The following is a 24,674-nucleotide window of genomic DNA, read 5'->3' on the forward strand; positions in this document are numbered from 1 at the left end:
AGAGGTAGGCGCCCAGCCGGGTAAAAGCCGTTAGCGCGAAAACAACCCCATGCACAGTAGGCGGCCCCAGCGATATCAATGGCTTAGATCCCCCCCCGAAAACAGCCACTGACGCCGCGTCGGGCCGCGCTTGACCGCTTCGGCCTCCCGGAGTACCTTCGAATATGGAATTCCGTATTCCATCTAAGTGCTGTTGGAGCCGCCGGCGTGATCCCTCTCGACCCGCTCCCGAACCTGATCGACCAGGTCTACGCACGGATCCTGGAGGCGATCTCCGATCGCACGTTGCAGCCCGGCCAGCGCATCCGGCAGAACGAGCTCGCCGACAAGCTCGGCGTGTCGCGCCAGCCGGTGTCGCATGCGCTGCATCTGCTGCATCGGCAGGGCCTCGTCGCCGAAAGCGGCCGGCGCGGCTTTGAGGTCACCCAGCTCGATCCCGCGCGCATCCGCCAGCTCTACGAGGTGCGCGGCGCCATCGATGCGCTCGCCGCGAGGCTCGCCGCGATGCGCGCCGCAAGCGACGCGGCAGGACGCGCGCGGCTCGAGGCGGCGCTCGCCGCCGGGCGCCGCATCGATCGCAAGACGCCGCTTGCCGAGCTCATCGTGCTCGACGTCGATTTTCATCGCGCGATCTATCAGCTCGCCGGCAATCCCGTGATCGAGGAGACGATCGCGCCGCAATGGCCGCATATGCGCCGCTCGATGGCGACCGTGCTGTCGGAGCTCGATTATCGCGACAGCGCCTGGGCCGAGCATGCCGATATCGCAGCTCACATTCTCGCAGGCGACGCGAAGGCCGCCGAACGCGCCGCGCTGGCGCATGCGCAGACGGCGGGACGGATGACCGAGGAGAGGTTGCGGGCGACGGACGAGGCGGCGGCGTAGCTAAACGCTGTCATTCCGGGGCACGCGAAGCGTGAACCCGGAATCCATTGGGCCACAGAGACTGCGGATAGATGGATTCCGGGTTCGATGCTGCGCATCGCCCCGGAATGACAAGAACAAAACAACGGGAGGACGACCCATGAGACTGTCTCAGGAGCAATTGGAGTTCTTCCACCGCGAGGGCTGGCTGTTCCTGCCCGAATTGTTCAGCCAGGAGGAGGTCGATCTGCTCGCGCGCGAGGCGGTCGGCATTTACGACGCCAACCGGCCGGAGGTCTGGCGCGAGAAGAGCGGCGCGCCGCGCACGGCGTTTGCCGCGCACCTTTACAACGAGGCCTTCCGCATTCTGGGCGCGCATCCGCGCATGATCGACCCGGTCGAGCAATTGTTCGGCGAGCCTGTCTACATGCACCAGTTCAAGATCAACGCGAAATCGGCCTTCACCGGCGACGTCTGGCAATGGCACCAGGATTACGGCACCTGGAAGCGCGACGACGGCATGCCGGAGCCGCGCGCGATGAACATCGCGATCTTCCTCGACGAGGTGATGCCGATCAACGGCCCCCTGATGCTGGTGCCGCGCAGCCAGAATGCCGGCGATCTCGAAGCCTCGCATGACCTTGCCACCACGTCCTACCCGCTGTGGACGCTGGACGAGGACACCGTGACGCGCCTCGTCAAGCAGGGCGGCATCGTGGCGCCCACGGGCAAGCCGGGCGGCATGCTGATGTTCCACGGCAATCTCGTGCACGGCTCGGCCGGCAACATCACGCCCTTCCCGCGCAAGATCGTGTACCTGACGCTGAACGCGGTCTCGAACTATATCCGCACCCCCACGCGGCCCGAATACATCGCCCACCGCGATTTCGCGCCGATCAAGACGGTGGACGACGACGCCCTGCTGCGCCTTGCCCGTGCGCCGCGGCAGGCGGCGGAGTAAGCTGTCATTCCGGGGCGCGACGAAGTCGCGAGCCCGGAATCCATTTATCCGCGTCCTTTGCGGCCCGATGGATTCCGGGCTCGACGCTCCCGGGGCGCGCTTCGCGCGCTCCCGTCGCGTCGCCCCGGAATGACTGAACCTGATCGTTCGCGTCGTCCCGACCGCGATAGCACTCTTGGATGTTTCCCATGAACCTCTTCCGCCTCCTCCAGGCCCGCGCGTCCGCCGGTAAGCCTGTCCGCGTCGCGCTGATCGGCGCGGGCAAATTCGGCTCGATGTTTCTCGCGCAGGTGCCGCACACGCCGGGGCTGGAGGTGCCCATCATCGTCGACATCGACCGCGACCGCGCGCGCGAGGCCTGCCGCACGGTCGGCTGGGATGCGGCGCGGATCGCCGCGACTGTCTTCACCGATGACAGCGCACGCGCCATTGCCGGCGGCGCAATGGACGTGGTGGTGGAAGCGACCGGCAACCCGGCCGTCGGCATCAGGCACGCGCGCGCGGCGATCGCGGCGGGCAAGCATATCGTGATGGTCAATGTCGAGGCCGACGTGCTGGCGGGCCCGCTGCTCGCCGAGGAGGCGCGCAAGGCGGGCGTGGTCTATTCGCTCGCCTATGGCGACCAGCCGGCATTGACGGCGGAGATGGTCGACTGGGCCCGCGCCACCGGCTTTCGCGTCGTCGCCGCCGGCAAGGGTACGAAATATCTGCCGGCCTATCACGACGTGACGCCGGACGGCGTCTGGCAGCATTACGGCCTGACCGCCGGCGAAGCACAGTCGGCCGGCATGAACCCGCAGATGTTCAACTCCTTCCTCGACGGCACCAAGTCGGCGATCGAGATGGCCGCGATCGCCAATGCCTGCGGCCTCGACGTGCCGGCGGAGGGACTGCTGTTTCCGCCCTGCGGCGTCGACGATCTGCCGCACATCATGCGGCCGCGTTCGCGTGGCGGCGTGCTGGAGCGCTCCGGCGTGGTGGAAGTCGTCTCCTCGCTCGAACGCGATGGACGGCCGGTGTTTCGCGACCTGCGCTGGGGTGTCTATGTCGTGCTGGAGGCTCCGAACGACTATGCCGCCGACTGCTTCAAGCAGTACGGCCTCAAGACCGATTCCAGCGGACGCTTTGCTGCGATGTACAAGCCCTATCACCTGATCGGGCTCGAGCTGAACATCTCGGTGCTGTCGGCCGCGTTGCGGGGCGAGCCGACCGGCCAGCCCCACGGCTTCCGCGGCGACGTCGCAGCGGTGGCCAAGCGGGCGTTGCGCGCCGGCGAAATGCTCGACGGCGAAGGCGGCTACACCGTGTGGGGCAAGCTGGTGCCGGCGGCCGCGAGCCTCAAGGCCGGCGCGCTGCCGATCGGGCTCGCCCATCGCGTGAAGCTGAAACATGACGTTGCGCATGGCACGGTGGTGCGCTGGGACGACGTCGAGTTCGACGCCGGCAACGAGACGATCAGGACGCGAAAGACGATGGAAGCGGCGTTCGCGAAAGAGGGTTAAGGCGTGTTGGATTGAAGGACCTGCGCCGCTAGCTCCCTCACCTCTCCCGTTCGCGGGAGAGGCATAGGCCGCCTGCTTCGCCGGCGTTCGCACTTGCGAGGGCGGCACGAGGCTTGATTCTCGCGAGCCTCCCGGTCATCCTCGCTAGCGGAACCGCAACGCACGGGATCCACAAAGAGCCCTCAAGGGCCAGCGGAAACACCCACATCGTCACAACACCCCGTCGGTTATCGGCGAAGCAAGGACGACAGAAGATCGTTCCCCTTGTCGAGGAATCGGCGCAATGGAGGGCTACGCATGAAACGTCGTGATTTCTTGAAAGTGACAAGCGCTGGGCTAGCGGCAAGCACGGCCGTTGCCGCACCGGCGATCGCTCAGTCGGCGCCGGAGGTGAAATGGCGGCTCGCCGCGAGCTGGCCCAAGGCGCTCGACACGCTCTATGGCGGCTGTGAATATTTCTGCAAGCGCGTCGCCGAAGTCACCGACAACAAATTCCAGATCCAACCGTTCGCAGCCGGCGAGATCGTCCCGGGCCTGCAGGTGCTCGACGCCGTGTCGAACGGCACCGTCGAGATGGGCAACACGGCGTTGTATTACTATTGGGGCAAGAATCCTGCCTTCACCTTCGGCACGTCGCTGCCGTTCGGGCTGAACACGCGCGCGCATATTTCCTGGCTGCTGTTCGGCGGCGGCACCGAGTTGCTCAACGGCCTCCTGAAGGAATACAACACGGTCGGCATTCCAACCGGCTCGACCGGCGCCCAGATGGGCGGATGGTTCCGGAAGGAGATCAAGTCGATGGAGGATTTCAAGGGATTGAAATTCCGCGTCGGCGGCTTCGCCGGCACGATCATCGCCAAGGTCGGCGGCGTGCCGCAGCAGATCGCGGGCGGCGACATCTATCCGGCGCTGGAGAAGGGAACGATCGACGCGGCCGAATGGGTCGGGCCCTATGACGACGAGAAGCTCGGCTTCGTGAAGGTCGCGAAATTCTACTACTATCCGGGCTGGTGGGAAGGCACCGGCCAGGGCCACAACATCATGAATCTCGACAAGTGGAACGCGCTGCCCAAGCACTACCAGGCCGCGATCGAGATGGCCTCGCGCGATACCTTCACGTGGGTCACCGGGAAATACGACTACGTCAACCCGCCGGCGCTGAAGCGCCTGCTGGTGGCCGGTGCGATCCTGAAGCCGTTCCCGCAGGAGGTGCTGGAGGCCTGCTACGCCGCCGCGAACGAGATCTACGCGGATCTCTCCAAGACCAACCCGCACTTCGCCAAGATGTACACGAGCCTGTCCGCGTTCCGGAACGAATCGCTCGCCTGGATGCAGGTCGCCGAGCTCAGCTACGACAGCTTCATGATGCGGATGCGCACGCGGACGTGAGGCGCCGAACGGCGAAAGACGTCAGGAACGACGAAAGCCCCGGAGATGTCTCCGGGGCTTTCGGTTTTCGATGCATCCACGCGCGACGTGGCGGCTAGACCAACCCGCCCGCATCCGCGACGCGGCGCTGGTGATAGTCGGTGTCGCCGAAGGTGTTCTCGATCATGGTCAGGCGCTTGAAGTAGTGGCCGATCTTCGCCTCCATGGTCATGCCGATGCCGCCGTGGAGCTGGATCGACTGCTGGCCGACGAATTTCAGCGACTTGCCGATCTGCACCTTGGCCGCGGCGATCGCGTTGGAGCGCTCTTTGGCGTTCTCGAAGTCGTTCGCCATGGTTGCGAACATCGACATCGAGCGTGCCTGCTCGGCGGCGACGAACATGTCGGACGCACGGTGCTGGAGCGACTGGAACGAGCCGATCGCGACGCCGAACTGCTTGCGCGTCTTGATGTACTCGACCGTGGTCTTGAGCGACTCGTCCATCAGGCCGACCGCCTCGGCGCAAAGCGCGACGCGAGCTTCGTCAACGACGCGTTCGATCAGCGCGAGTGCATCCTCGGGATTGCCGATCGCGGCATCCGCGCCCACCTCGACACCGGTGAAGGTGATGTCGGCCGCGTGCAGGCCGTCCTGGGTCGGGTACGATTTCTTCGTGACGCCCTTGGCGTTCGCCGGGACCAGGAACACGCCGATCCCGGTCTTGTCGCGGCGGTCACCCTTGGTGCGGGCGGTCACGAGAAGCGTGGCGGCGTTCTCGCCGTTGAGCACGACGAACTTTTCGCCGTCGATGATCCAGCCGTCGGCCTTCTTCTTCGCGGTCGTCGAGACGTCGAACAGATCGTAGCGCGAATTCTTCTCGAGCTGGGCAAACGCAAGCGTCTTGCTGCCGTCGATGATCCCGGGCACATGCGCAGCCTTCTGCGCATCCGAGCCGGCGTGACGCAGGAAGCCGCCGCCGATCACGACGGTTGCGAGATAGGGCTCGAGCACCAGCGCCTTGCCGAGCGCTTCCATCACGATCATGGTCTCGACGCCGCCGCCGCCGAAGCCGCCATCGGCCTCCGCGAACGGCAGGCCGAGCAGGCCCTGCTCGGCGAGCTTGCCCCAGACGGCCTGACTCCAGCCGCCCTTCTCCTTCATGTACTTCTTGCGGCTCTCGAAATCGTAGGAATCGGTCAGCAGGCCGTCGATGCTTTCCTTGAGAAGCCGCTGCTCTTCGGACAGATCAAAATCCATTTCTTTGGTTCCTCGTACCCGGAATTTTTGCTTCGTCATTCCGGGACACGCGCGATAGCGCGGGGACCCGGAATCCAGAAATTGTGGCGCGAGATTCCGGGTTCGCGCTGGCGCGCGCCCCGGAATGACGTTTAGAGCCCCAGCACCGCCTTGGCGATGATGTTGCGCTGGATCTCGTTGGAGCCGCCGTAGATCGAGACCTTGCGGTTGTTGAAGTAGCTCGGCGCGATCTGGGCGGTCCACTCCATCGCTTCGTTGGAGCCGTCGTCGCCGTGCACGTCGTAGGGAGCGGCGAACGGGCCGATCACTTCCATGAGCAGCTCGGTGGTGGTCTGCTGGATCTCGGAGCCCTTGATCTTCAGCACCGAGGAGGCCGGATTGGGCTTGCCCTTGCCGTGCTTGCCCTCGTCGGCGACGACGCGGAGCTGCGTCAGCTCGAGCGCCTTCAGCTCGATCTCGCAGGCCGCCAGCTTCTCGCGGAAGGCCGCGTCCTGGATGATCGGCTTGCCGCCGGATTCGACCTTGGAGGCAAGATCGCGGATCCGGCGCAGCCGCTCCTTGGAGACGCCGACGCGCGCGATGCCGGTGCGCTCGTTGCCGAGCAGGAATTTCGCGTAATCCCAGCCCTTGTTCTCCTCGCCGATCAGGTTCTCGTAGGGCACCTCGACGTCGTCGAAGAACACCTCGTTGACCTCGACGCCGCCGTCGATGGTCTGGATCGGGCGCACGGTGACGCCCTTCGACTTCATCGAGAACACGATGAAGGAGATGCCCATCTGCTTCTTGGCGGTCGCGTCGGTGCGGCAGAGGCAGAAGATCATGTCGGCGTGCTGGGCCAGCGTCGTCCAGGTCTTCTGGCCGTTGATGATCCATTTGTCGCCCTTGCGCTCGGCCTTCGTCTTCAGCGAGGCGAGATCGGAGCCGGAGCCGGGCTCGGAGAAGCCCTGGCACCACCAATCGTCAACGTTGGCGATGCGCGGCAGGTACTTTTTCTTCTGCTCCTCGTTGCCGAAGGTGTAGATGACGGGGCCGACCATGCTGACGCCGAAGGCGAGCGGCTGCGGCGCCGGATAGGACTGCAGCTCCTCGTTGAAGATGTAGTGCTGCACGGACGTCCACCCCGTGCCGCCATATTGCTTCGGCCAGTGGCTGACGCCCCAACCCTTCTTGTTGAGGATGCGCCACCACGTCACCATCTCGTCCTTCGAGAGGTGGCGGCCCTCGACCAGCTTGCGCCGCGTATCCGGCGGCACGTTGTCGCGGAAGAATGACCGCACTTCCTCGCGAAACGCCTGCTCTTCCTTCGTGAATGCGAGATCCATCGGATCCTCCTGTTTCCCCGTCGTCCTGGCGACAGCCAGGACCCATTACCACCGGCCTTCGTTTTGCGAAGGCAACTGCTGTCTGTCCGCCAAACTCCTGCTGCGGAGTATGGGTCCTGGCTTTCGCCAGGACGACAGAAAATTACTGCAACACCTCGAACAACCCGGCCGCGCCCATGCCGCCGCCGACGCACATGGTGACGACCGCGTACTTGGCCTTGCGGCGGCGGCCTTCGATCAGGGCGTGGCCGGTCAGGCGCGCGCCGGACATGCCGTAGGGATGGCCGACCGCGATCGCACCGCCATCGACGTTGATCTTCTCGGGGTCGATGCCGAGCTTGTCGCGGCAATACAGCACCTGCACCGCGAAGGCTTCGTTGAGCTCCCAGAGGCCGATGTCGTCGACGGTAAGGCCGTGGCGCTTCAGCAGGCGCGGTACGGCGAAGACCGGGCCGATGCCCATCTCGTCCGGCTCGCAGCCGGCGGAGACGAAGCCGCGGAAGATGCCGAGCGGCTTGAGCCCGCGCTTTGAGGCTTCCTTGTCGCTCATGATGACGGAGGCGCTGGCGCCATCCGAGAGCTGGCTGGCGTTGCCGGCGGTGACGGAAAAGCCTTCGCCGCGCACGGGCTTGAGGCCGGCGAGACCTTCAGCCGTGGTCTCGGGGCGCGGGCCTTCGTCCTGCGACAAGGTCACCTCCTTGAACGAGACCGCGCCGGTCGCCTTGTCGGTGACCGCCATCTGCGTGGTGATCGGCGCGAGCTCATCCTTGAACTTGCCGCCCTGCTGAGCGGCCGCGGTGCGGCGCTGGCTCTCCAGCGAATATTCGTCCTGCTTCTCGCGCGAGATGCCGTAGCGCTTGGCGACGATTTCGGCCGTGTCGATCATCGGCATGTAGACCTCGCCCTTGATCTTGAGCAGCGCCGGGTCCTGGGCGTGAAAACCGTTCATCTTGTCGTTCTGCACGAGGCTGATCGACTCGCCGCCGCCGCCGACTGCGATCTCGACGCCGTCGAAGATCACCGAGCGTGCGGCGAGCGCGATGGCCTGGAGGCCCGAGGCGCACTGCCGGTCGATGGTGGTGCCGGCGACGGTGACGGGCAGGCCGGCGCGGAGCAGCGCCTTGCGTGCGATGTTGCCACCGGTCGCGCCCTGCTGAAGGGCGGCGCCCATCACGACGTCCTCAATCTCTTTCGGATCGACCTTGGCGCGGGCAACGGCTTCGCCGATGGCGTGGCCGAGCAGCGTGGCGCCCTCGGTGGCGTTGAGCATGCCGCGATAGGCCTTGCCGATCGGGGTGCGGGCGGTGGAAACGATGACGGCGTCGGTCAAGAACGACCTCCTGATGCGGTTTTAGTGGATTGTGACGGTTTCTGCTGCTGGCGCAATTCGTGACGCGACAGTTTTCCGACCGGCGTGCGCGGCAGATCGTCGACGAACTCGACCTCTACAGGCATCTCGTGCTTGCCGACTTTGCCGGCGAGCTGCGCCCGCAGCTCGTCGAGCGAGAACGGCTTTGCGCCGGCTTTGAGCTTGATGAAGGCCTTGGCGGCCTCGCCGCGGTACTGGTCGGGGATGCCGAGCACGATCACCTCGTGCACGCCCGGAAGGGTGTAGATCGCCTGCTCGATCATCTGCGGATAGACGTTGAAGCCGCCGGAGATGATCATGTCCTTCTTGCGGTCGACCAGGAAGAAATAGCCGTCGGTATCGACATAGCCGATGTCGCCGGTGAGGAAGCGGCCGTCAATGAAAGCCTCCGCGGATCCCTCGGGCTTGTTCCAATAGCCCCTGGTGACGTTCGGGCCCTTGATGCGAATCTCGCCGACCTCGCCCGGCGGCAGCACGTTTGTCGGATCGTCCAGCGACACGACGTCGAGCTCGATGCCGGGCAGCATCAGGCCGATCGAGCCGGGCTTGTCGGGGCCCGTGGGCGGATGGCCGGTGCCGGGCGAGCAGGTCTCGGTCATGCCCCAGCCGCTGCGCAGCTTCTTGCCGACCTTGCGCTCGAAAAAGTTCGCGATCTCCACCGGCAGCGGCGCGCCGCCGGAGCCGATCGTCGCAAGCGAGGAGAAATCGCGCTTGTCCAGATCAGGAAGCGCTGCGATCGCGATCCACATCGTCGGCACGCCCGGGAAATAGGTGGCGCGCTTGACCTCGATGTCGCGCATGACAGCTTCGACGTCGAAGCGCTGGTGGATCGAGATCAGATTGCCGCGGCGGAGCGAGGACAACAGCACGACTGTGAGCGCGTAGATGTGGAACAGCGGCAGCACGCAGATCACGCGCTCGACGACGTCACCACGGGTCGCGCGCGATGGCTTGCCCCAGACGTCGTAGATCGACACCGCCGACGTCAGATTACCGTGTGTGAGCATCGCGCCCTTGGGCAGGCCGGTGGTGCCGCCGGTATATTGCAGCAGGGCGACGTCGTCGGCGGTGACTTGCGGCCACTCTGCCGGTGCGGCGGCGCCTTCGACGAAGGTCTTGAAGGTGACGATGCGGGGATCAGCGGGGATCGCGGCCTGGGGCGTGCCGACCTTGCCCCAATTGTCGTCTTCGCAGACGACGAGGCGGTCGATCAGGCCCTTCTCCAAAAATTTCAGCGCCGTCGGCAGCAGCGCGGCGAGGTTGGAGGTGACGAGCAGGCGCGAGCCGGAGTCGGACACCTTGTGCGTCAGCGCGATCTCGCCGTCGAGCGGCGACAGATGCGCGACGCGGGCGCCGGCCTTCAGCGCGCCGAAGAAATTGACGGGGTGATCGGGCGTGTTGCCGAGGAACAGCGCGACGGAGGCGCTCTTGCCGCAGCCGGCGCGGAGGAACGCCGCCGCGGCACGCTCGGCCATCGCGGCGAGCTCGGTGTAGGTGATCGGACGTTCGCGAAATTCCAGCGCGGTGCGCGGGCCGTAATCGGCGGCGGCTTTCGACAGCAGGTCGGGGAGCGTGCCCTGGACGATGGTGTCGTCCCAACGCACGCCCTCGGGATAAAACTGTTCGCCGGGATGGGTCATTTACTACATCACACTCAGTGGTCATTCCGGGGCGCGACAAAGTCGCGAACCCGGAATCCATCGAGCAGCATACTCGAAGGCGAAATGGATTCCGGGTCTGGCCCTTCGGGCCATCCCGGAATGACGAGAGGATAGCCAGCGGCCATCACGCCGCCTTCGACGCCGCCGCCAGCGAGGCGAAGGTCTTGCCCTCCGCCGCGAGCTTCTTCAGCAGCGGCGCGGGCTCGAGGCTGGGGTCGTTGGTTTCCTTGGCGTAGAACGACAGGCGATCGGCGATGTGCTTGAGGCCGACGGTGTCGGCCCAGAACATCGGGCCGCCGCGATAGATCGGCCAGCCATAGCCATAGAGCCAGACCACGTCGATGTCGGAGGGGCGCGCCGCGATGCCTTCCTCGAGGATCTTTGCGCCCTCGTTGATCATCGGATACATCATGCGCTCGAGGATCTCCTCGTCGCTGACGGCGCGCTTCTTGCGGCCGAGACGCAGCAAGGTCTCGTCGATCAGCTTCTCGACCTCCGGATCGGGCAGCGCCGAGCGGGAGCCGGCTTCGTACTTGTAGTAGCCCTTGCCGGTCTTCTGGCCGAAGCGTCCGGCTTCGCAGAGCGCGTCCGCGATCTCGGACTTGATGCCGCGGTCCTTGCGCGAGCGCCAGCCGATGTCGAGACCGGCGAGGTCACCCATCGCGAACGGCCCCATCGGCATGCCGAACTTGGTGACGACCGCGTCGACCTGCTGCGGCAAGGCGCCTTCGAACAGCAGCTTCTCGGACTGCTTGCCGCGCTGTGCCAGCATGCGGTTGCCGACGAAGCCGTCGCAGACGCCGACCACGGCCGGCACCTTCGCGATCTTGCGCGCGATGGTGACGGCGGTCACCAGCGCATCCGGCGCGGTCTTGTCGGCGCGGACGATCTCGCACAGCTTCATGACGTTGGCCGGCGAGAAGAAGTGCATGCCGAGCACGTCCTGCGGACGCTTGGTCGACTTCGCGATCTCATCGATGTTGAGATACGAGGTGTTGGAGGCGAGCACGGCGCCGGGCTTCGCAAACTGGTCGAGCTTGCCGAACACTTCCTTCTTGACCGCCATGGTCTCGAACACGGCCTCGATGACGAGGTCGGCATCGCCGACATTCTCGATGCCGACGACGCCGGTGATCAGCGCCATGCGCTTGGCGGGCGCGTCCGCCGGGATGCCGCCGCGCGCGGCGGTCGCCTCCCAGTTCTTCTGCATGATGCCGAGGCCGCGCTTGAGCTGCTCCTCGCCGGTCTCGATCAGGGTGACGGGAACCCCGGCATTGGCAAACGACATCGCGATGCCGCCGCCCATGGTGCCGGCGCCGAGAATGGCAACACGGTTGACGGGGCGCGACTTGGTGCCCTCAGGCACGCCGGCGATCTTGGCGGCCTCACGCTCGGCGAAGAAGGCGTAGCGCTGCGCCTTGGACTGGTCGCTGGCGACCAGCTTGAGGAAGCCCTCGCGCTCCTTCTTCAGGCCCTCGTCGAACGGAAAATCGATGGCGTAGCCGACCGCGTCGGCGGCCGCGAACGGCGCCTCCAGCCCGCGCGACTTCTTGGTCATGGCGGCGACCGCATTGGTGAAGATCGAGCGGTCGGCCTTGGCGGCCGCGAGCTTGGAATCGTCGTCGCGCAGGCGGCGCAGCGGACGCTTCTCGGCCAGCAATTTGCGGACGAAGGCTTCGCCGCCGGAGGCCGGGCCCTCGACGATCTCCTCGATCAGGCCGTTCTTGAGCGCTTCCGCCGCACCGATCGGATCGCCGCCGACGATCATCTTGACGGCGAGCTCGGGGCCGACCGCGCGCGGCAGGCGCTGGGTGCCGCCGGCGCCGGGCAGCAGGCCCAGCTTCACCTCGGGCAGGCCGAGCTTGGCCTCCTTCACCGCAACGCGGAAATGACAGGCCAGCGCGACCTCGAGGCCGCCGCCGAGCGCGGTACCGTGAATTGCGGCAACGACCGGCTTCGGCGAGTTCTCGATCTCGGACAGCACGTCGTTGAGGGCGGGCGCCTTCGGCGGCTTGCCGAATTCGGTGATATCGGCACCGGCGATGAAGGTGCGGCCGGCGCAGGTCAGCACGATGCCCTTGATCGCGGGATCGGCGACCGCGGCCCTGATGCACTCCAAAATGCCACCGCGGACTGCGGCACTCAGCGCATTGACCGGAGGGCTGTCGACCGTGACGATCCCGACTTCGTCATGACGCTCAAGCTTGACCACTTCGCTCACGGTTTCCCTCCTTGGTGGGGATTTACTTTTGTTCGATTTCGCGGTGCGGAATTTAATTCCGCATCTTGACGGCAGGGTTATTTTGAAGCACGGACGTTGTCAACGACTCCGCGCAAGAAGCAGATCAGGGATGAAGCGTACAGGAAAGAAGACTGCGACCGATCGGAATTTCGTCGTCGCGCTTTCCCGCGGACTTGATGTATTGCGCGCATTCCAACCCAGCGACGGCCTTCTCGGCAACCAGGAGATCGCGGCCCGCACCAATCTGCCCAAGCCGACCGTTTCGCGCCTGACCTACACGTTGACGAAGCTCGGTTATCTGACGCCGGTTCCCCGTTTCGAGAAGTACCAGCTCGCGCCGGCCGCGATGGCGCTCGGCTATGCGGCGTTATCCAATCTCGGCGTTCGGCATTTGTCCGAACCGTTTCGCGAGGAAGTGATGCGCGCGACCGGCGGCGCGGTCGCGATCGGGGGCCGCGACCGTCACAGCATGATCTATTTCGGGCAGAGCCGCGGCAGCGAGACGGTCGGCGTTCAACTTGACGTCGGCTCCCGCGTGCCGATTGCAACCAGCGCCATGGGCCGCGCCTATTTCTGGGCGCTGGCTGACGAAGATCGCGCCGAGCTGTCGCGCGTCCTGCGCGAACATTACGGCAGCCGGTGGCCGAAGATGCGCGATGGCCTCGAACGTTCCGGCGAGACCGTCGCGAAATACGGCTTTGCGATTTCCGTCGGCGACTGGCACGACGACATCGGCGCCGCCGGCGTCGCGCTCAAGCTCAACGATGGAACCGGACCTTACGCATTCAATTGCGGCGCACCCGCATTCCGCTTCACGGAAGAGCGTTTGATCAACGACATTGGACCGCGTCTCTTAGCGATGGTAAGGAACATCGAAGCGGCACTCGGGGGTCTGATGCCGCATTCCAAAAAAGAAGTCAGCAAAAAGCTGAAATCAGGAGGAAAAGTTGCGCGTGTGGCCGAGGGGTTCAGATAGCCTTTGTCATGATCGGGAGCGGTTCGCATCGCCCCGTCGCCCACTGAAATTTGTGGGCGAGACGAGATGACGCAGGCACAGCTCGCGCAGGGGACATCGCCCCTGCTCGCGGTTCGCGACGTCAGCGTCGTGTTCGGCGGCATCATCGCGCTCAACGGTGTGTCCTTCGACATGCACAAGGGCCAGATCCTCGGATTGATCGGCCCCAACGGCGCCGGCAAGACGACGCTCTTCAACTGCCTCTCGCGGCTCTACCAGCCGTCGTCCGGCGACATCCTGATGGAGGGCGCGAGCATCCTGTCGCGGCCGCCGCACCGGATCGCCGAGATCGGCATCGGCCGCACCTTCCAGAACGTGGCGCTGTTTCCGAACCTCTCGGTGATGGACAACGTCCGCGTCGGCGCCCATTCGAAGACCTCCAGCGACATCATCAGCGACTCCCTGAGACTGGCCTGGGTCCGGCGCAGCGAGAACGACGTGAACAAGAAGGTGTACGAGATCCTCGCCTATCTCGACCTCGAGGAGGTCGCGCACACCGTCGTGTCCGGCCTGCCCTTCGGCACGCAGAAGCGCGTCGAGCTGGCGCGCGCACTGGCGGCCGATCCGAAGATCCTGCTGCTCGACGAGCCGGCCGGCGGCCTCAATCACGAGGAAGTCTACGTGCTTGGCGACCTCATCCGCCGCATCCGCGACGACCGCCACATGACCGTGCTGCTGGTGGAGCATCACATGGGCCTCGTGATGTCGATCGCCGACCACGTCGTCGCGCTCAATTTCGGCAAGAAGCTCGCGGAAGGCACCCCCGCCCAGGTGCAGGCGGACCCCGACGTCATCAAGGCCTATCTCGGGAGCAAGGACCAATGACGACACTGCTCAACGTCAAGGACCTGCGCGCCTATTACGGCCAGGTCCAGGCGCTCCATGGCCTGTCCTTCTCGCTCAACGAGGGCTCGCTGACGACGCTGCTGGGCGCCAACGGCGCCGGCAAGACCACCACGTTGCGCGCGATCTGCAACATGGTGCGCTCGACCGGCGGAATCGAGTTCGACGGCAAGCCGCTCAACAACCGCTCCACCGAGAGCATCGTGCGGTTCGGCATCGCCCATGTGCCGCAGGGCCGCGGCACCTTCACCAACATGACGGTGGAGGAGAACCTCCAGCTGGGAGCGATCACCCGCAAGGACGGCGCCGGCATCGTCTCCGACATCGAGCGCATGTATGCGCATTTCCCGGTGCTCAAGCAGCGCCACACCCAGCAGGCCGGCACCCTCTCGGGCGGCGAGCAGCAGATGCTCGCGGTCGCCCGCGCCCTGATGCTGCGGCCGCGCCTGATGCTGCTGGACGAGCCGTCCTTCGGCCTCGCCCCTCTCGTCGTGCGCGACCTGTTCGGCATCCTCGGCAAGATCAACCGCGAGGACAAGGTGTCGATCCTGGTGGTCGAGCAGAACGCCCAGCTCGCGCTCGAACTCGCCGACCAGGCCTACGTGATCGAGACCGGCCGCATCGTGATGTCGGGCAACGCCAAGGACATCGCGAACAACGAAGAAATCCGCAAATCCTATCTGGGTTACTGAGGAGCCGGCACGATGGAGCTTTTCACCAATCAAGTGCTGGCCGGCATCGCCACGGGCGCGATCTATGCCTGCATGGCGCTCGCCGTGGTCATGATCTACCAGGCCATCGACCATCTCAACTTCGCGCAGGGCGAGATGGCGATGTTCTCGACCTTCATCTCCTGGCAGCTGATGCAGTGGGGCATCCCCTACTGGGCCGCTTTCGTCATCACGCTGGCGCTCTCCTTCGTCGGCGGCATCGCGATCGAGCGCATCCTGTTCAAGCCGCTGGCGAAGGCGCCCGTGCTGACCAACGTCGCCGGCTTCATCGCGCTGTTCGCGATCATCAACTCCTCGGCCGGCCTGATCTGGGACTTCACCATCAAGCAATATCCGACCCCGTTCGGCTCTTCGCCGTTCCTCGGCAGCCAGCTGATCTCGACCCACCAGGCCGGCATGATCGGCGTCACCGTGCTGCTGCTGCTCGGCCTGTATTTCTTCTTCCAGTACACGCGGATCGGCCTTGCCATGCGCGCGGCCGCCTCGGTGCCTGAATCGGCGCGCCTCGTCGGCATCAACACGAGCTGGATGATCGCGCTCGGCTGGGGCATGGCGTCCGCGATCGGCTCGATCGCCGGCATGCTGATCGCGCCCGTGGTGTTCCTCGAGCCCAACATGATGGGCGGCGTGCTGATCTACGGCTTTGCCGCCGCGGTGCTGGGCGGACTGACCAGCCCGTTCGGCGCCGTGGTCGGCGGCTTCCTGGTCGGCATCTTCGAGAACCTCGCCGGCACCTACATCCCCGGCGTCGGCAACGAGCTGAAACTCCCGATCGCGCTCGCGCTGATCATCTCCGTCCTGGTCGTCAAACCCGCTGGTCTGTTCGGCCGGCACATCGTCAAGCGAGTTTGATCATGAGCGCAGCAGAAGAAGTCGTCGCCGAAGGCCATCAGGCGGTCGAGGCCGTTCCGAAGCGCGCCATGACGCTGGGCACCGGCACCTCGCTGGTGGTGCTGGCTGCGCTGCTGATCGCACCCGTCTTCGTCAAGAACTTCATCATCTTCCAGATGACGATGCTCCTGATCTACGGGCTCGCGGTGCTGGCGCTGAACATCCTGACCGGCGGGTCGGGCCAGTTCTCGCTCGGCCAGAGCGCCTTCTACGCCGTCGGCGCCTATACGACGGCGGTGCTGATGGAGCACTTCAACATCAACTATGCGCTGACGCTGCCGGTCGCCGGCGTGGTCTGCTTCGGCTTCGGCTTCCTGTTCGGACAGCCGGCGCTGCGGCTCTCCGGCGTCTATCTGGCGCTCGCGACCTTCGCGCTCGCCACCGCCATGCCGCAGCTTCTGAAGCTGAACTTCCTCGAGCACTGGACCGGCGGCGTGCAGGGCCTCGTCGTCACCAAGCCCGACGCGCCGTTCGGCCTGCCGATGTCGCAGGACATGTGGCTGTACTACTTCACGCTGGTCGTCGTGATCGCGATCTACATCTTCTCGGTGAACCTGCTGCGCTCCCGTTCGGGCCGCGCCTTCATGGCGATCCGCGACAACGAGATCGCGGCCTCCGCCATGGGCGTGGACGTCGCGCTGTACAAGACCCTGGCCTTCGGCGTCTCCGCGGCCATCACCGGTATCGCCGGCTCGCTCGGCGCCATCGCGGTGCAGTTCGTGGCGCCCGACAGCTACACCATCACGCTCGCGATCTCGCTGTTCCTCGGCATGGTCGTCGGCGGCGTCGGCTGGCTGCCCGGCTCGATCGTCGGCGCCGCCTTCATCATCTTCGTGCCGAACATCGCGGAAGGCATCTCGAAGGGCCTCTCCGGCGCCGTGTTCGGCGTGCTCCTGTTCGCCGTCATCTACCTCGTGCCGCATGGCGCAAGGCAAATCGCAATCCTGGGCCAGCAACTCGCCGGAAGGCTCAGAAAGAACTGAAACCCTCTTAAGGAAGGAGACCAAATTGTTTCTTGGAAGAATAGTGCGAACCACCGCGCTCGTAACGGCGGTCGCGACCCTCAGCTCCGGCGCAGCACTTGCTCAGAAGAAATACGACACCGGCGCGTCCGATACCGAGATCAAGATCGGCAACATCATGCCGTACAGCGGTCCGGCGTCGGCCTATGGCATCATCGGCAAGACCGAAGAAGCCTATTTCAAGATGATCAACGACAAGGGCGGCATCAACGGCCGCAAGATCAACTTCGTCACCTATGACGACGGCTATTCGCCGCCGAAGGCCGTGGAGCAGGTCCGCAAGCTGGTCGAGAGCGACGAGGTGCTGGCCGTGTTCAACCCGCTCGGCACGCCCTCGAACAGCGCGATCCAGAAATACCTGAACGCCAAGAAGATCCCGCAGCTGTTCGTCGCCACCGGCGCCACCAAGTGGAACGACCCGAAGAACTTCCCCTGGACCATGGGCTGGCAGCCCTCCTACCAGAGCGAAGCGCAGATCTACGCGAAATGGCTGACGAAGGAAAAGCCCGACGCCAAGGTCGCGATCCTCTACCAGAACGACGATTTCGGCAAAGACTACCTCAAGGGCACCAAGGACGGGCTCGGCGCCAAGGCGGCGTCGACCATCATCATGGAGGAGAGCTACGAGGTATCCGAGCCGTCGATCGACGGTCACATCGTCAAGATCAAGGCCGCCAATCCCGACGTGCTGCTGATCTATGCGACCCCGAAGTTCGCGGCCCAGACCATCAAGAAGACCGCCGAGCTCAACTGGAAGCCGCTCCAGATCCTGACCAACGTGTCGATCTCGGTCGGCAGCGTGATGAAGCCGGCCGGCTTCGAGAACGCGCAGGGCGTGCTGTCGGCGGCCTATGCCAAGGACTCGACGGATCCGCAGTGGGCCAACGACCCCGGCATGAAGAAGTGGAACGAGTTCGTCGACAAGTACATGCCGGGTGCCGACAAGTCCGACACCAGCATGGTCTACGGCTATGGTGCCGCGTCGACCCTGGCCAAGGCGCTGGAAATGTGCGGTGACGATCTCACCCGCGCCAACCTGATGAAGCAGGCGGCGAGCCTGAAGGACTTCACGCCGGACACCCTGCTGCCTGGGGTCAAGATCAACACCAGCGCCACCGACTTCGCTCCGATCGCGCAGCTCCAGATGCAGCGCTTCAAGGGCGAGAGGTGGGAACTGTTCGGCGAGATCATCAGCGGCGACGTCGCCTCCGAGTGACACGCTGACGCAATAGGCCGACCGTAAAGAAGCCCCCGCGGGCGACCGCGGGGGCTTTTTGTTGACGGCGGGCGTCAATCTTGTTCAATGCGGCGCTGATCCAGCCCGGGGTAGGAGAACAATGACTGCCGTTCGTTTTCAGGTTGCGGCCCTCGCAGCCGCACTCGCGTTGTGCACTGCGATGACTGGCCCGGTGCTGGCGCAAAAGAAATACGACAGCGGCGCTTCCGATACCGAGATCAAGATCGGCAACATCATGCCCTATAGCGGGCCGGCCTCCGCCTATGCCGTGATCGGCAAGACCGAGGAAGCCTATTTCAACAAGATCAATGCCGAGGGCGGCATCAACGGCCGCAAGATCAAGTTCATCTCCTATGACGACGGCTATTCGCCGCCGAAGACGGTGGAGCAGGCGCGCAAGCTGGTCGAGAGCGACGGGGTGCTCCTGATCTTCGGCTCGCTCGGCACCTCGACCAACGGCGCGATCCGCAAATACATGAACGAGAAAAAGGTGCCGCAATTGTTCGTGGCGAGCGGCGCCTCGAAGTGGAACGATCCCAGGCAATATCCCTGGACCATGGGCTGGCAGCCGAGCTACGCGAGCGAGGCGCGCATCTATGCCAAATACGTCATGAAGGAGAAGCCGGACGCGAAGATCGCAGTGCTCTACCAGAACGACGATTTCGGCAAGGACTATCTGAAGGGGCTGAAGGGCGGCCTGGGGGCCAAGGCGTCGATGATCGTGCTGGAGGAGGCTTACGACACCTCGGAGCCGGCCGTCGACGAGCACGTCGTGAAGCTGAAGGCCTCGGGCGCCGACGTCTTCATCAGCATCACCACACCGAAATTCGCAGCCCAGGCGATCAAGAAGGCGGCCGAGATCAACTGGCATCCGATGCAGATCATCTCCAACGTCTCGGCCTCGGTCGGCGGCGTGCTGGAGCCGGCGGGAATCGAGATCTCGCAAGGCATTCTCTCGGCCAGCTACACCAAGGACGGCTCGGACCCGCAATGGAACGCCGATGAGGGCATGAAGAAGTTCTATAACTTCCTCGCGCAATTCGATCCCAAGGCGAACAAGCTCGATGCCGGCGTGGTGTTCGGCTATGCCGCCGCCCAGACCATGGTGAAGGTGCTGCACATGTGCGGCGACGACCTCACCCGCGAGAACGTCATGAAGCAGGCCGCTTCCTTGAAGGATTTCGAGCCGGACACGCTGCTGCCCGGCATCAGGATCAACACCGCGCCGGACAATTTCGCCCCGATCGAACAGCTCCAGATGATGCGGTTCAAGGGCAAGAAATGGGAGCTGTTCGGCGACATCATCTCGAGCGATACGGGACATTAGCTGGATCAACTCAAAATCGATATACTCGCGTTAAACAACTCAAGGCAGTCGCGCTGTCTCGCACTCGCACACGAGACCGCGCCCGTCCCTGACTACTAAAGAAGCAGCCCCTGCGACGCCGTCGCGGGGGCTTTCTGTTGAAGGCACAGGACAAATCGTATTGAATTGCGGCGGCGTCGCCAAAAACAATCAAGACAAGAAACGGGACGCACACACACCAAGAAAATAGGGAGATAGGAATGCCCGCTGTCACCGGCAAACTTGCGGCCGCGTCACTGGCGCTTGCGCTCGTTGCGGCCTCGGCCTCCACTGCATCGGCCCAGAAGAAATACGATACCGGCGCGACCGACACCGAGATCAAGATCGGCAACATCATGCCCTACAGCGGACCGGCCTCCGCCTACGGCATCATCGGGCGAACCGAAGCCGCCTATTTCAAGAAGATCAACGAAGAGGGCGGGATCAACGGCCGCAAGATCAACTACATCAGCTATGACGACGCCTATTCGCCGCCGAAGACGGTCGAGCAGGCGCGCAAGCTGGTCGAGAGCGACGAGGTGCTGTTCATCTTCAACTCGCTCGGCACGCCGCCCAACTCGGCGATCCAGAAGTACATGAATTCGAAGAAGGTGCCGCAGCTGTTCGTCGCCACCGGTGCCACCAAGTGGAACGATCCGCAGAACTTCCCCTGGACCATGGGCTGGCAGCCCAACTACCAGAGCGAGACGCAGATCTACGCGAAGTGGCTCTTGAAGAACAAGCCGGACGCCAAGATCGCCGTGCTCTACCAGAACGACGATTACGGCAAGGACTACCTCAAGGGCCTGAAGGACGGCCTGGGAGCCAAGGCTGCCTCGATGATCGTGATCGAGGAGAGCTACGAGACCTCCGAGCCGACCATCGACAACCACATCGTCAAGCTGAAATCGACCGGCGCCGACGTGTTCATGAACATCACGACGCCGAAATTCGCGGCGCAGGCGATCAAGAAGAATTCCGAGATCGGCTGGAAGCCGCTGCACTTCCTCAACAACGTCTCCGCCTCCGTCGGCAGCGTGATGAAGCCCGCCGGCTTCGAGAACGGCCAGGACATCATCTCGGCCGACTATCTCAAGGACGTGTCCGATCCGGCATGGAACAATGACGCGGGCATGAAGGAATTTCTCGCCTTCATGACCAAGTACTTCCCGGAAGGCGACAAGCTCGACAAGGGCACTATCGTCGGCTTCGCCGTGGCGCAGACGGTGGTTCAGGTCCTCAAGCAGTGCGGTGACAATCTCACGCGCGAGAACATCATGAAGGAAGCCGCCAACCTGAAGAACTTCCGCACCGAGGCGCTGCTGCCCGGCATCCAGATCAACACCGGGCCGAACGACTTCGCGCCGATCAGCCAGCTCCAGCTCGAAAAGTTCAAGGGCGAACGCTGGGAGCTGTTCGGCGACGTGATCAGCGCCGACGCCGGCGGCTAGCCGTCCAGCAACATCGAGTTGCGCGAAAGGCCCCCCGCGAGACCATCGCGGGGGGCCTTTTTGTCGCGCGGCGATTATGATCACGCGATTGCACAATCGAATGATAGTAAACCCTGCTTACGCTTTCGCGCATGATACGGTAGGCAGGTGAACGGCGAATTCGTCGCCATCGCTTCAGTCTGCTCAAGGCCATCGTCATGACCGACCGACGTCCCCTGCTCCGCGCGCTCTACGACGCCGCCGTTGCCGCCGCGCATCCGAGTACAATTCTGGCGCCGCATCTGCGGCCGGCCCCAAAAGGACGCGTGATCTGCCTCGCCGCCGGCAAGGGCGCCGGCGCGATGGCCGCGGCCGCCGAGCGGCATTATCTCGACACGCTGAAGCTCGCGCCGGAGCGGCTGGTTGGCATCGCCACCACGCGCCACGGCTACGGCGTGCCGACACGCCGCATCCGCGTGGTCGAAGCCGGCCATCCCGTGCCCGATGAAGCCGGCCTCAAGGGCGCGGCCGACACGCTCGCGCTCGCGGGCGAGGCCGGGCCCGACGACCTACTTCTGGTCCTGCTCACCGGCGGTGGCTCGGCGAACTGGATCGCGCCGGTGGACGGCATCAGTTTCGCGCAGAAGCAGGCGGTCAACAAGGCGCTGCTGCGTTCGGGCGCGCCGATCGGCGAGATGAACGTCGTGCGCAAGCATCTGTCGCGCATCAAGGGCGGGCGGCTGGCGCGCGCCGGCAGGAACGCCGCCGAGATCGTCACGCTCGCGATCTCCGACGTGCCGCATGACGATCCCTCCGCGATCGCCTCCGGCCCTACCGTGCCCGATCCGACCACGCTGGCGGATGCGCGCGCGATCGTGACCAGGTACAAGCTCGATATCGACGATGCCGTGCGCCGCGCGCTCGACAATCCCGATAACGAAAGCTGCAAGCCGGATGATGCCGCCTTTGCGCGCGTATCATTCGAATTGATCGCGCGGCCCAAGCAGTCGCTCGACGCCGCGGTGAAGCTCGCGAAAGAGGCCGGCTACGAGACGATTGATCTCGGCGCCGATCTCGAAGGCGAGGCCCGCGAGGTCGCGGCCCATCATGCCGGACTCGCGTTGCAGGCGCGTGCGCAGGGCAAGCGCATCGCGATCCTCTCCGGCGGCGAGCTCACGGTCACCGTGCGCGGCCAGGGGCGCGGCGGTCCGAACCAGGAATACGCGCTGGCGCTCGCCGGCCTCTTGAAGGACACGGCCGGCATCTCCGCGCTCGCGGGCGACACCGACGGCGCCGACGGCGGCGCCGGCCACCCTACCGACCCCGCAGGCGCGCTGATCGACGCGGCCACGTTTGCGAAGATGAAGGCGCTGGCACTCCAGCCGCAGGCCTATCTCGACAACAACGACGCGACGACGTTCTTCGAGGCGACCGGCGATCTGCTGATGCCCGGCCCGACGCTGACCAACGTGAACGACATCCGGGTGATTTTGGTGGATTGAACGAGCGCTTCTCGCTCCGCTGCGTTCCCTCCCCCACAAGGGCAGGGCTATCGTATGTGGTGTGCATAATGCGGCGGCATCGGCACTCGGCTCCCTCTCCCGCTTGCGGGGGAGGGCTGGGGTGGGGGTGTCTCCGCGTCGGGATTGCCTGGGATTGCAGAGAACGTCCCTGCGTGGCGAGAGCCCTCACCCGCCGCGCTCGGGACGATGCTTCGCATCGCCCGGGGCGCGTCGGCCTCTCCCGCAAGCGGGAGAGGCGGAGCAAACCCGCGGACAATCCTCGTGAAATTCACATGCGATGGCCCTGCCCCGCAAGGGGGGAGGGAGCGGAGAGAGCGTGCGGTTAAGCCCAGCTCAAAACTCGTTGGCGATCTTCGAGAGCATCTCGATCAGGGCTTCGCGGTTGGCCTGGCCGAGCAGGTCGTTCAGCCGCGCCTCGTGCTTGGTGGCGACGAGCTTTTTCGCCCGCGTCAGCACAGCCTTGCCCTTGTCGGTCAGGACCAGGATATGCGAGCGGCGATCGTTGGTGGAACGGATCCGCGCACAAAGGTCGCGGCTTTCGAGATTGTCGAGCATGGCCACGAAATTCGGGCGCAGGATGCCGAGGGTGGAGGCGATCTCGGTCTGGTTACGCCCCGGGTTCTTCTCGACCAGCAGCAGCACCGAGAACTGCGCGGGGGTGAGCTGGAGCGAGGCCATGCAGCGCAGGAAGTTCTCGAACACCTTGAGCTGCGCACGCTTCAGCACATAGCCGAGCTGTTCGGAGAGCTCGCCGAGCTGGAGGGCATCGGTAGAGCCCTGGCCCTGGGCCTCGGCCGCGTCCTTGCGGCCCTTGGCCGAGTCAGCCGGTTTTTCTGAAGACTTTTCAGCGGTTTTGGAAACGGTCATCGCCTCGTGCTCGTAATCCCGCTAAATTCGGGGCGGGTCGCCCGCCACCCTTGAAGTTATATTTGATAATTGTTATGCACCATATCAAATATCGTCAGCGTATTTCAATGGCTGTGAGGGACCATCCACCGCGATTGCGGAGACCGGTCCTTAATCTTTGAGGGGGAGCGTCCGGTCTTGAACACCACTATCATGCTGTTCCTGGTGCAGGACGGCATCACCAATGGCGCGATCTATGCGCTGCTCGGCCTCGCGCTGGTGCTGGTGTTCGCCGTTACCCGCGTGATCCTCATTCCCCAGGGCGAGTTCGTCACCTATGGCGCGCTGACCTATGCCTCGCTGGCCGCGGGCCAGATGCCGGGCACGGCAAAGCTCGCGCTCGCCCTCGGCATCGGCGCCTTCGTCTTCGACCTGTTCGTGGCCCGCAAGGCGCTGCATGGCCGGCTGATCCTGCGCAGCGTCCTCACCAATATCGTGCTGCCGGCCATCGTGCTGGCGCTGACGATCTACTTCGCCGCCCAGAAGCCGCCGGTGGCGGTCTGCATCGCGCTGTCGCTGGTGATCGTGGCGATGATCGGCCTGTATCTCTACCGCATCGCGTTCCAGCCGCTGGCGCACACCTCGGTGCTGGTGCTGCTGATCGCCTCCGTGGGCGTCCACCTCGCGCTGCAGGGGATGGGCCTGCTGTTCTTCGGCGCCGAGGGCCAGCGCGGGCCTGCCGTGCTGTCCGGCTCTTTCACCGCCGGCGCGCTGCGCTTCACCGGCCAGAGCATCACCGTCTACGCCATCACCATCGCCTTCATCGTCGGGCTCTGGCTGTTCTTCGGCCTGACGCTCTACGGCAAGGCGCTGCGCGCGACCGCCGTGAACCGGCTAGGGGCGCGGCTCGCCGGCATCCGCACCACGCTGTCAGGGCAGATCGCCTTCCTGCTGGCGTCCGTCATCGGCGCGCTGTCGGGCATCATGATCGTGCCGATCACGACGCTCTATTACGACAGCGGCTTCCTGATCGGGCTGAAGGGTTTCGTTGCCGCGATCATCGGCGGCCTCGTCAGCTATCCCCTCACCGCCGTCGCCGCGCTGGTCGTCGGCATCGTCGAGGCGTTCTCGTCCTTCTATGCCTCCAACTACAAGGAAGTGATCGTCTTCATGCTGCTGATCCCCGTGCTGCTGCTGCGCTCGCTCGCCGCGCCCGCGGTCGAGGAAGAGAAGGACTGAGGCTA

At 64.7% G+C, this 24,674-nt stretch carries 20 protein-coding genes; 14 read left to right on the plus strand and 6 right to left on the minus strand.

Annotated features, from left to right (window positions below):
• Window positions 1–207: 207 nt before the first annotated feature.
• From ACE10W_RS36725 to ACE10W_RS36740, 4 genes are all read left to right on the plus strand, one after another.
• Window positions 208–885, plus strand: a complete 678-nt coding sequence (locus ACE10W_RS36725) for a GntR family transcriptional regulator (RefSeq protein ID WP_304548835.1) — start codon at window positions 208–210, stop codon at window positions 883–885.
• 139 nt (window positions 886–1,024) lie between these two features.
• Window positions 1,025–1,825: a phytanoyl-CoA dioxygenase family protein gene (locus ACE10W_RS36730; protein WP_304548837.1), complete on the plus strand. Its 801-nt coding sequence runs from the start codon at window positions 1,025–1,027 to the stop codon at window positions 1,823–1,825.
• Window positions 1,826–2,013: 188 nt separating this feature from the next.
• Window positions 2,014–3,327, plus strand: a complete 1,314-nt coding sequence (locus tag ACE10W_RS36735) for an NAD(P)H-dependent oxidoreductase (RefSeq protein ID WP_304548839.1) — start codon at window positions 2,014–2,016, stop codon at window positions 3,325–3,327.
• A 297-nt stretch (window positions 3,328–3,624) separates the two neighbouring features.
• A complete protein-coding gene (locus ACE10W_RS36740) occupies window positions 3,625–4,716 on the plus strand; it encodes a TRAP transporter substrate-binding protein (RefSeq protein ID WP_304548841.1) in 1,092 nt (363 codons plus the stop codon).
• Window positions 4,717–4,810: 94 nt separating this feature from the next.
• On the opposite strand, the gene pimD is transcribed toward ACE10W_RS36740, so the two are convergent.
• The 5 genes from pimD to ACE10W_RS36765 all read right to left on the minus strand — a co-directional run bounded on the left by pimD (window position 4,811) and on the right by ACE10W_RS36765 (window position 12,526).
• Window positions 4,811–5,953 (minus strand): pimeloyl-CoA dehydrogenase small subunit, encoded by a 1,143-nt coding sequence (gene pimD, locus ACE10W_RS36745; protein ID WP_304548843.1) that lies wholly within the window; start codon window positions 5,951–5,953, stop codon window positions 4,811–4,813.
• 131 nt (window positions 5,954–6,084) lie between these two features.
• Window positions 6,085–7,275 (minus strand): pimeloyl-CoA dehydrogenase large subunit, encoded by a 1,191-nt coding sequence (gene pimC, locus ACE10W_RS36750; protein WP_011090542.1) that lies wholly within the window; start codon window positions 7,273–7,275, stop codon window positions 6,085–6,087.
• A gap of 142 nt (window positions 7,276–7,417) precedes the next feature.
• Window positions 7,418–8,605, minus strand: coding sequence for an acetyl-CoA C-acyltransferase (locus ACE10W_RS36755; protein WP_304548845.1), 1,188 nt, complete (start codon window positions 8,603–8,605; stop codon window positions 7,418–7,420).
• Complete coding sequence (gene pimA, locus ACE10W_RS36760; protein WP_304548847.1) at window positions 8,602–10,284, minus strand: dicarboxylate--CoA ligase PimA; 1,683 nt, start codon at window positions 10,282–10,284, stop codon at window positions 8,602–8,604. Before pimA ends, ACE10W_RS36755 begins: the two co-directional genes overlap by 4 nt.
• 145 nt (window positions 10,285–10,429) lie before the next feature.
• Complete coding sequence (locus ACE10W_RS36765) at window positions 10,430–12,526, minus strand: 3-hydroxyacyl-CoA dehydrogenase NAD-binding domain-containing protein (RefSeq protein WP_304548850.1); 2,097 nt, start codon at window positions 12,524–12,526, stop codon at window positions 10,430–10,432.
• Between the two features lie 130 nt (window positions 12,527–12,656).
• Between ACE10W_RS36765 and ACE10W_RS36770 the strand changes: the two genes are divergently transcribed.
• From ACE10W_RS36770 to ACE10W_RS36810, 9 genes are all read left to right on the plus strand, one after another.
• Entirely contained in the window at window positions 12,657–13,523 is an 867-nt protein-coding gene (locus ACE10W_RS36770; protein WP_028173799.1) for an IclR family transcriptional regulator, read from the plus strand.
• A 66-nt stretch (window positions 13,524–13,589) separates the two neighbouring features.
• Complete coding sequence (locus ACE10W_RS36775; protein WP_011090547.1) at window positions 13,590–14,387, plus strand: ABC transporter ATP-binding protein; 798 nt, start codon at window positions 13,590–13,592, stop codon at window positions 14,385–14,387.
• Complete coding sequence (locus ACE10W_RS36780) at window positions 14,384–15,097, plus strand: ABC transporter ATP-binding protein (protein ID WP_011090548.1); 714 nt, start codon at window positions 14,384–14,386, stop codon at window positions 15,095–15,097. Before ACE10W_RS36775 ends, ACE10W_RS36780 begins: the two co-directional genes overlap by 4 nt.
• Window positions 15,098–15,109: 12 nt before the next feature.
• Entirely contained in the window at window positions 15,110–15,988 is an 879-nt protein-coding gene (locus ACE10W_RS36785; protein WP_011090549.1) for a branched-chain amino acid ABC transporter permease, read from the plus strand.
• A gap of 2 nt (window positions 15,989–15,990) precedes the next feature.
• Complete coding sequence (locus tag ACE10W_RS36790) at window positions 15,991–17,010, plus strand: branched-chain amino acid ABC transporter permease (protein WP_011090550.1); 1,020 nt, start codon at window positions 15,991–15,993, stop codon at window positions 17,008–17,010.
• Window positions 17,011–17,035: 25 nt separating this feature from the next.
• The gene (locus tag ACE10W_RS36795; RefSeq protein WP_063921556.1) at window positions 17,036–18,265 is read left to right on the plus strand and encodes an ABC transporter substrate-binding protein; all 1,230 of its coding nucleotides are present in this window, start codon (window positions 17,036–17,038) and stop codon (window positions 18,263–18,265) included.
• 121 nt (window positions 18,266–18,386) lie between these two features.
• Window positions 18,387–19,613: an ABC transporter substrate-binding protein gene (locus tag ACE10W_RS36800; RefSeq protein ID WP_161536843.1), complete on the plus strand. Its 1,227-nt coding sequence runs from the start codon at window positions 18,387–18,389 to the stop codon at window positions 19,611–19,613.
• 239 nt (window positions 19,614–19,852) lie between these two features.
• The gene (locus ACE10W_RS36805; RefSeq protein ID WP_011090553.1) at window positions 19,853–21,082 is read left to right on the plus strand and encodes an ABC transporter substrate-binding protein; all 1,230 of its coding nucleotides are present in this window, start codon (window positions 19,853–19,855) and stop codon (window positions 21,080–21,082) included.
• 197 nt (window positions 21,083–21,279) lie between these two features.
• Window positions 21,280–22,563 carry a glycerate kinase gene (locus ACE10W_RS36810; protein ID WP_304548853.1) on the plus strand — a complete coding sequence of 428 codons (1,284 nt, stop codon included), beginning with the start codon at window positions 21,280–21,282 and terminating at the stop codon, window positions 22,561–22,563.
• 354 nt (window positions 22,564–22,917) lie between these two features.
• Here the strand turns inward: ACE10W_RS36810 and ACE10W_RS36815 are convergent, their stop codons facing one another.
• Window positions 22,918–23,451: a MarR family winged helix-turn-helix transcriptional regulator gene (locus tag ACE10W_RS36815; RefSeq protein WP_011090555.1), complete on the minus strand. Its 534-nt coding sequence runs from the start codon at window positions 23,449–23,451 to the stop codon at window positions 22,918–22,920.
• Window positions 23,452–23,628: 177 nt separating this feature from the next.
• On the opposite strand from ACE10W_RS36815, the gene ACE10W_RS36820 reads away from it, so the two are divergent.
• Window positions 23,629–24,669, plus strand: a complete 1,041-nt coding sequence (locus ACE10W_RS36820; RefSeq protein WP_161536845.1) for a branched-chain amino acid ABC transporter permease — start codon at window positions 23,629–23,631, stop codon at window positions 24,667–24,669.
• The last annotated feature ends 5 nt before the right edge of the window (window positions 24,670–24,674 follow it).

It is taken from the genome of Bradyrhizobium sp. B025 (genome assembly GCF_042257955.1).
Classification (GTDB): domain Bacteria; phylum Pseudomonadota; class Alphaproteobacteria; order Rhizobiales; family Xanthobacteraceae; genus Bradyrhizobium; species Bradyrhizobium diazoefficiens.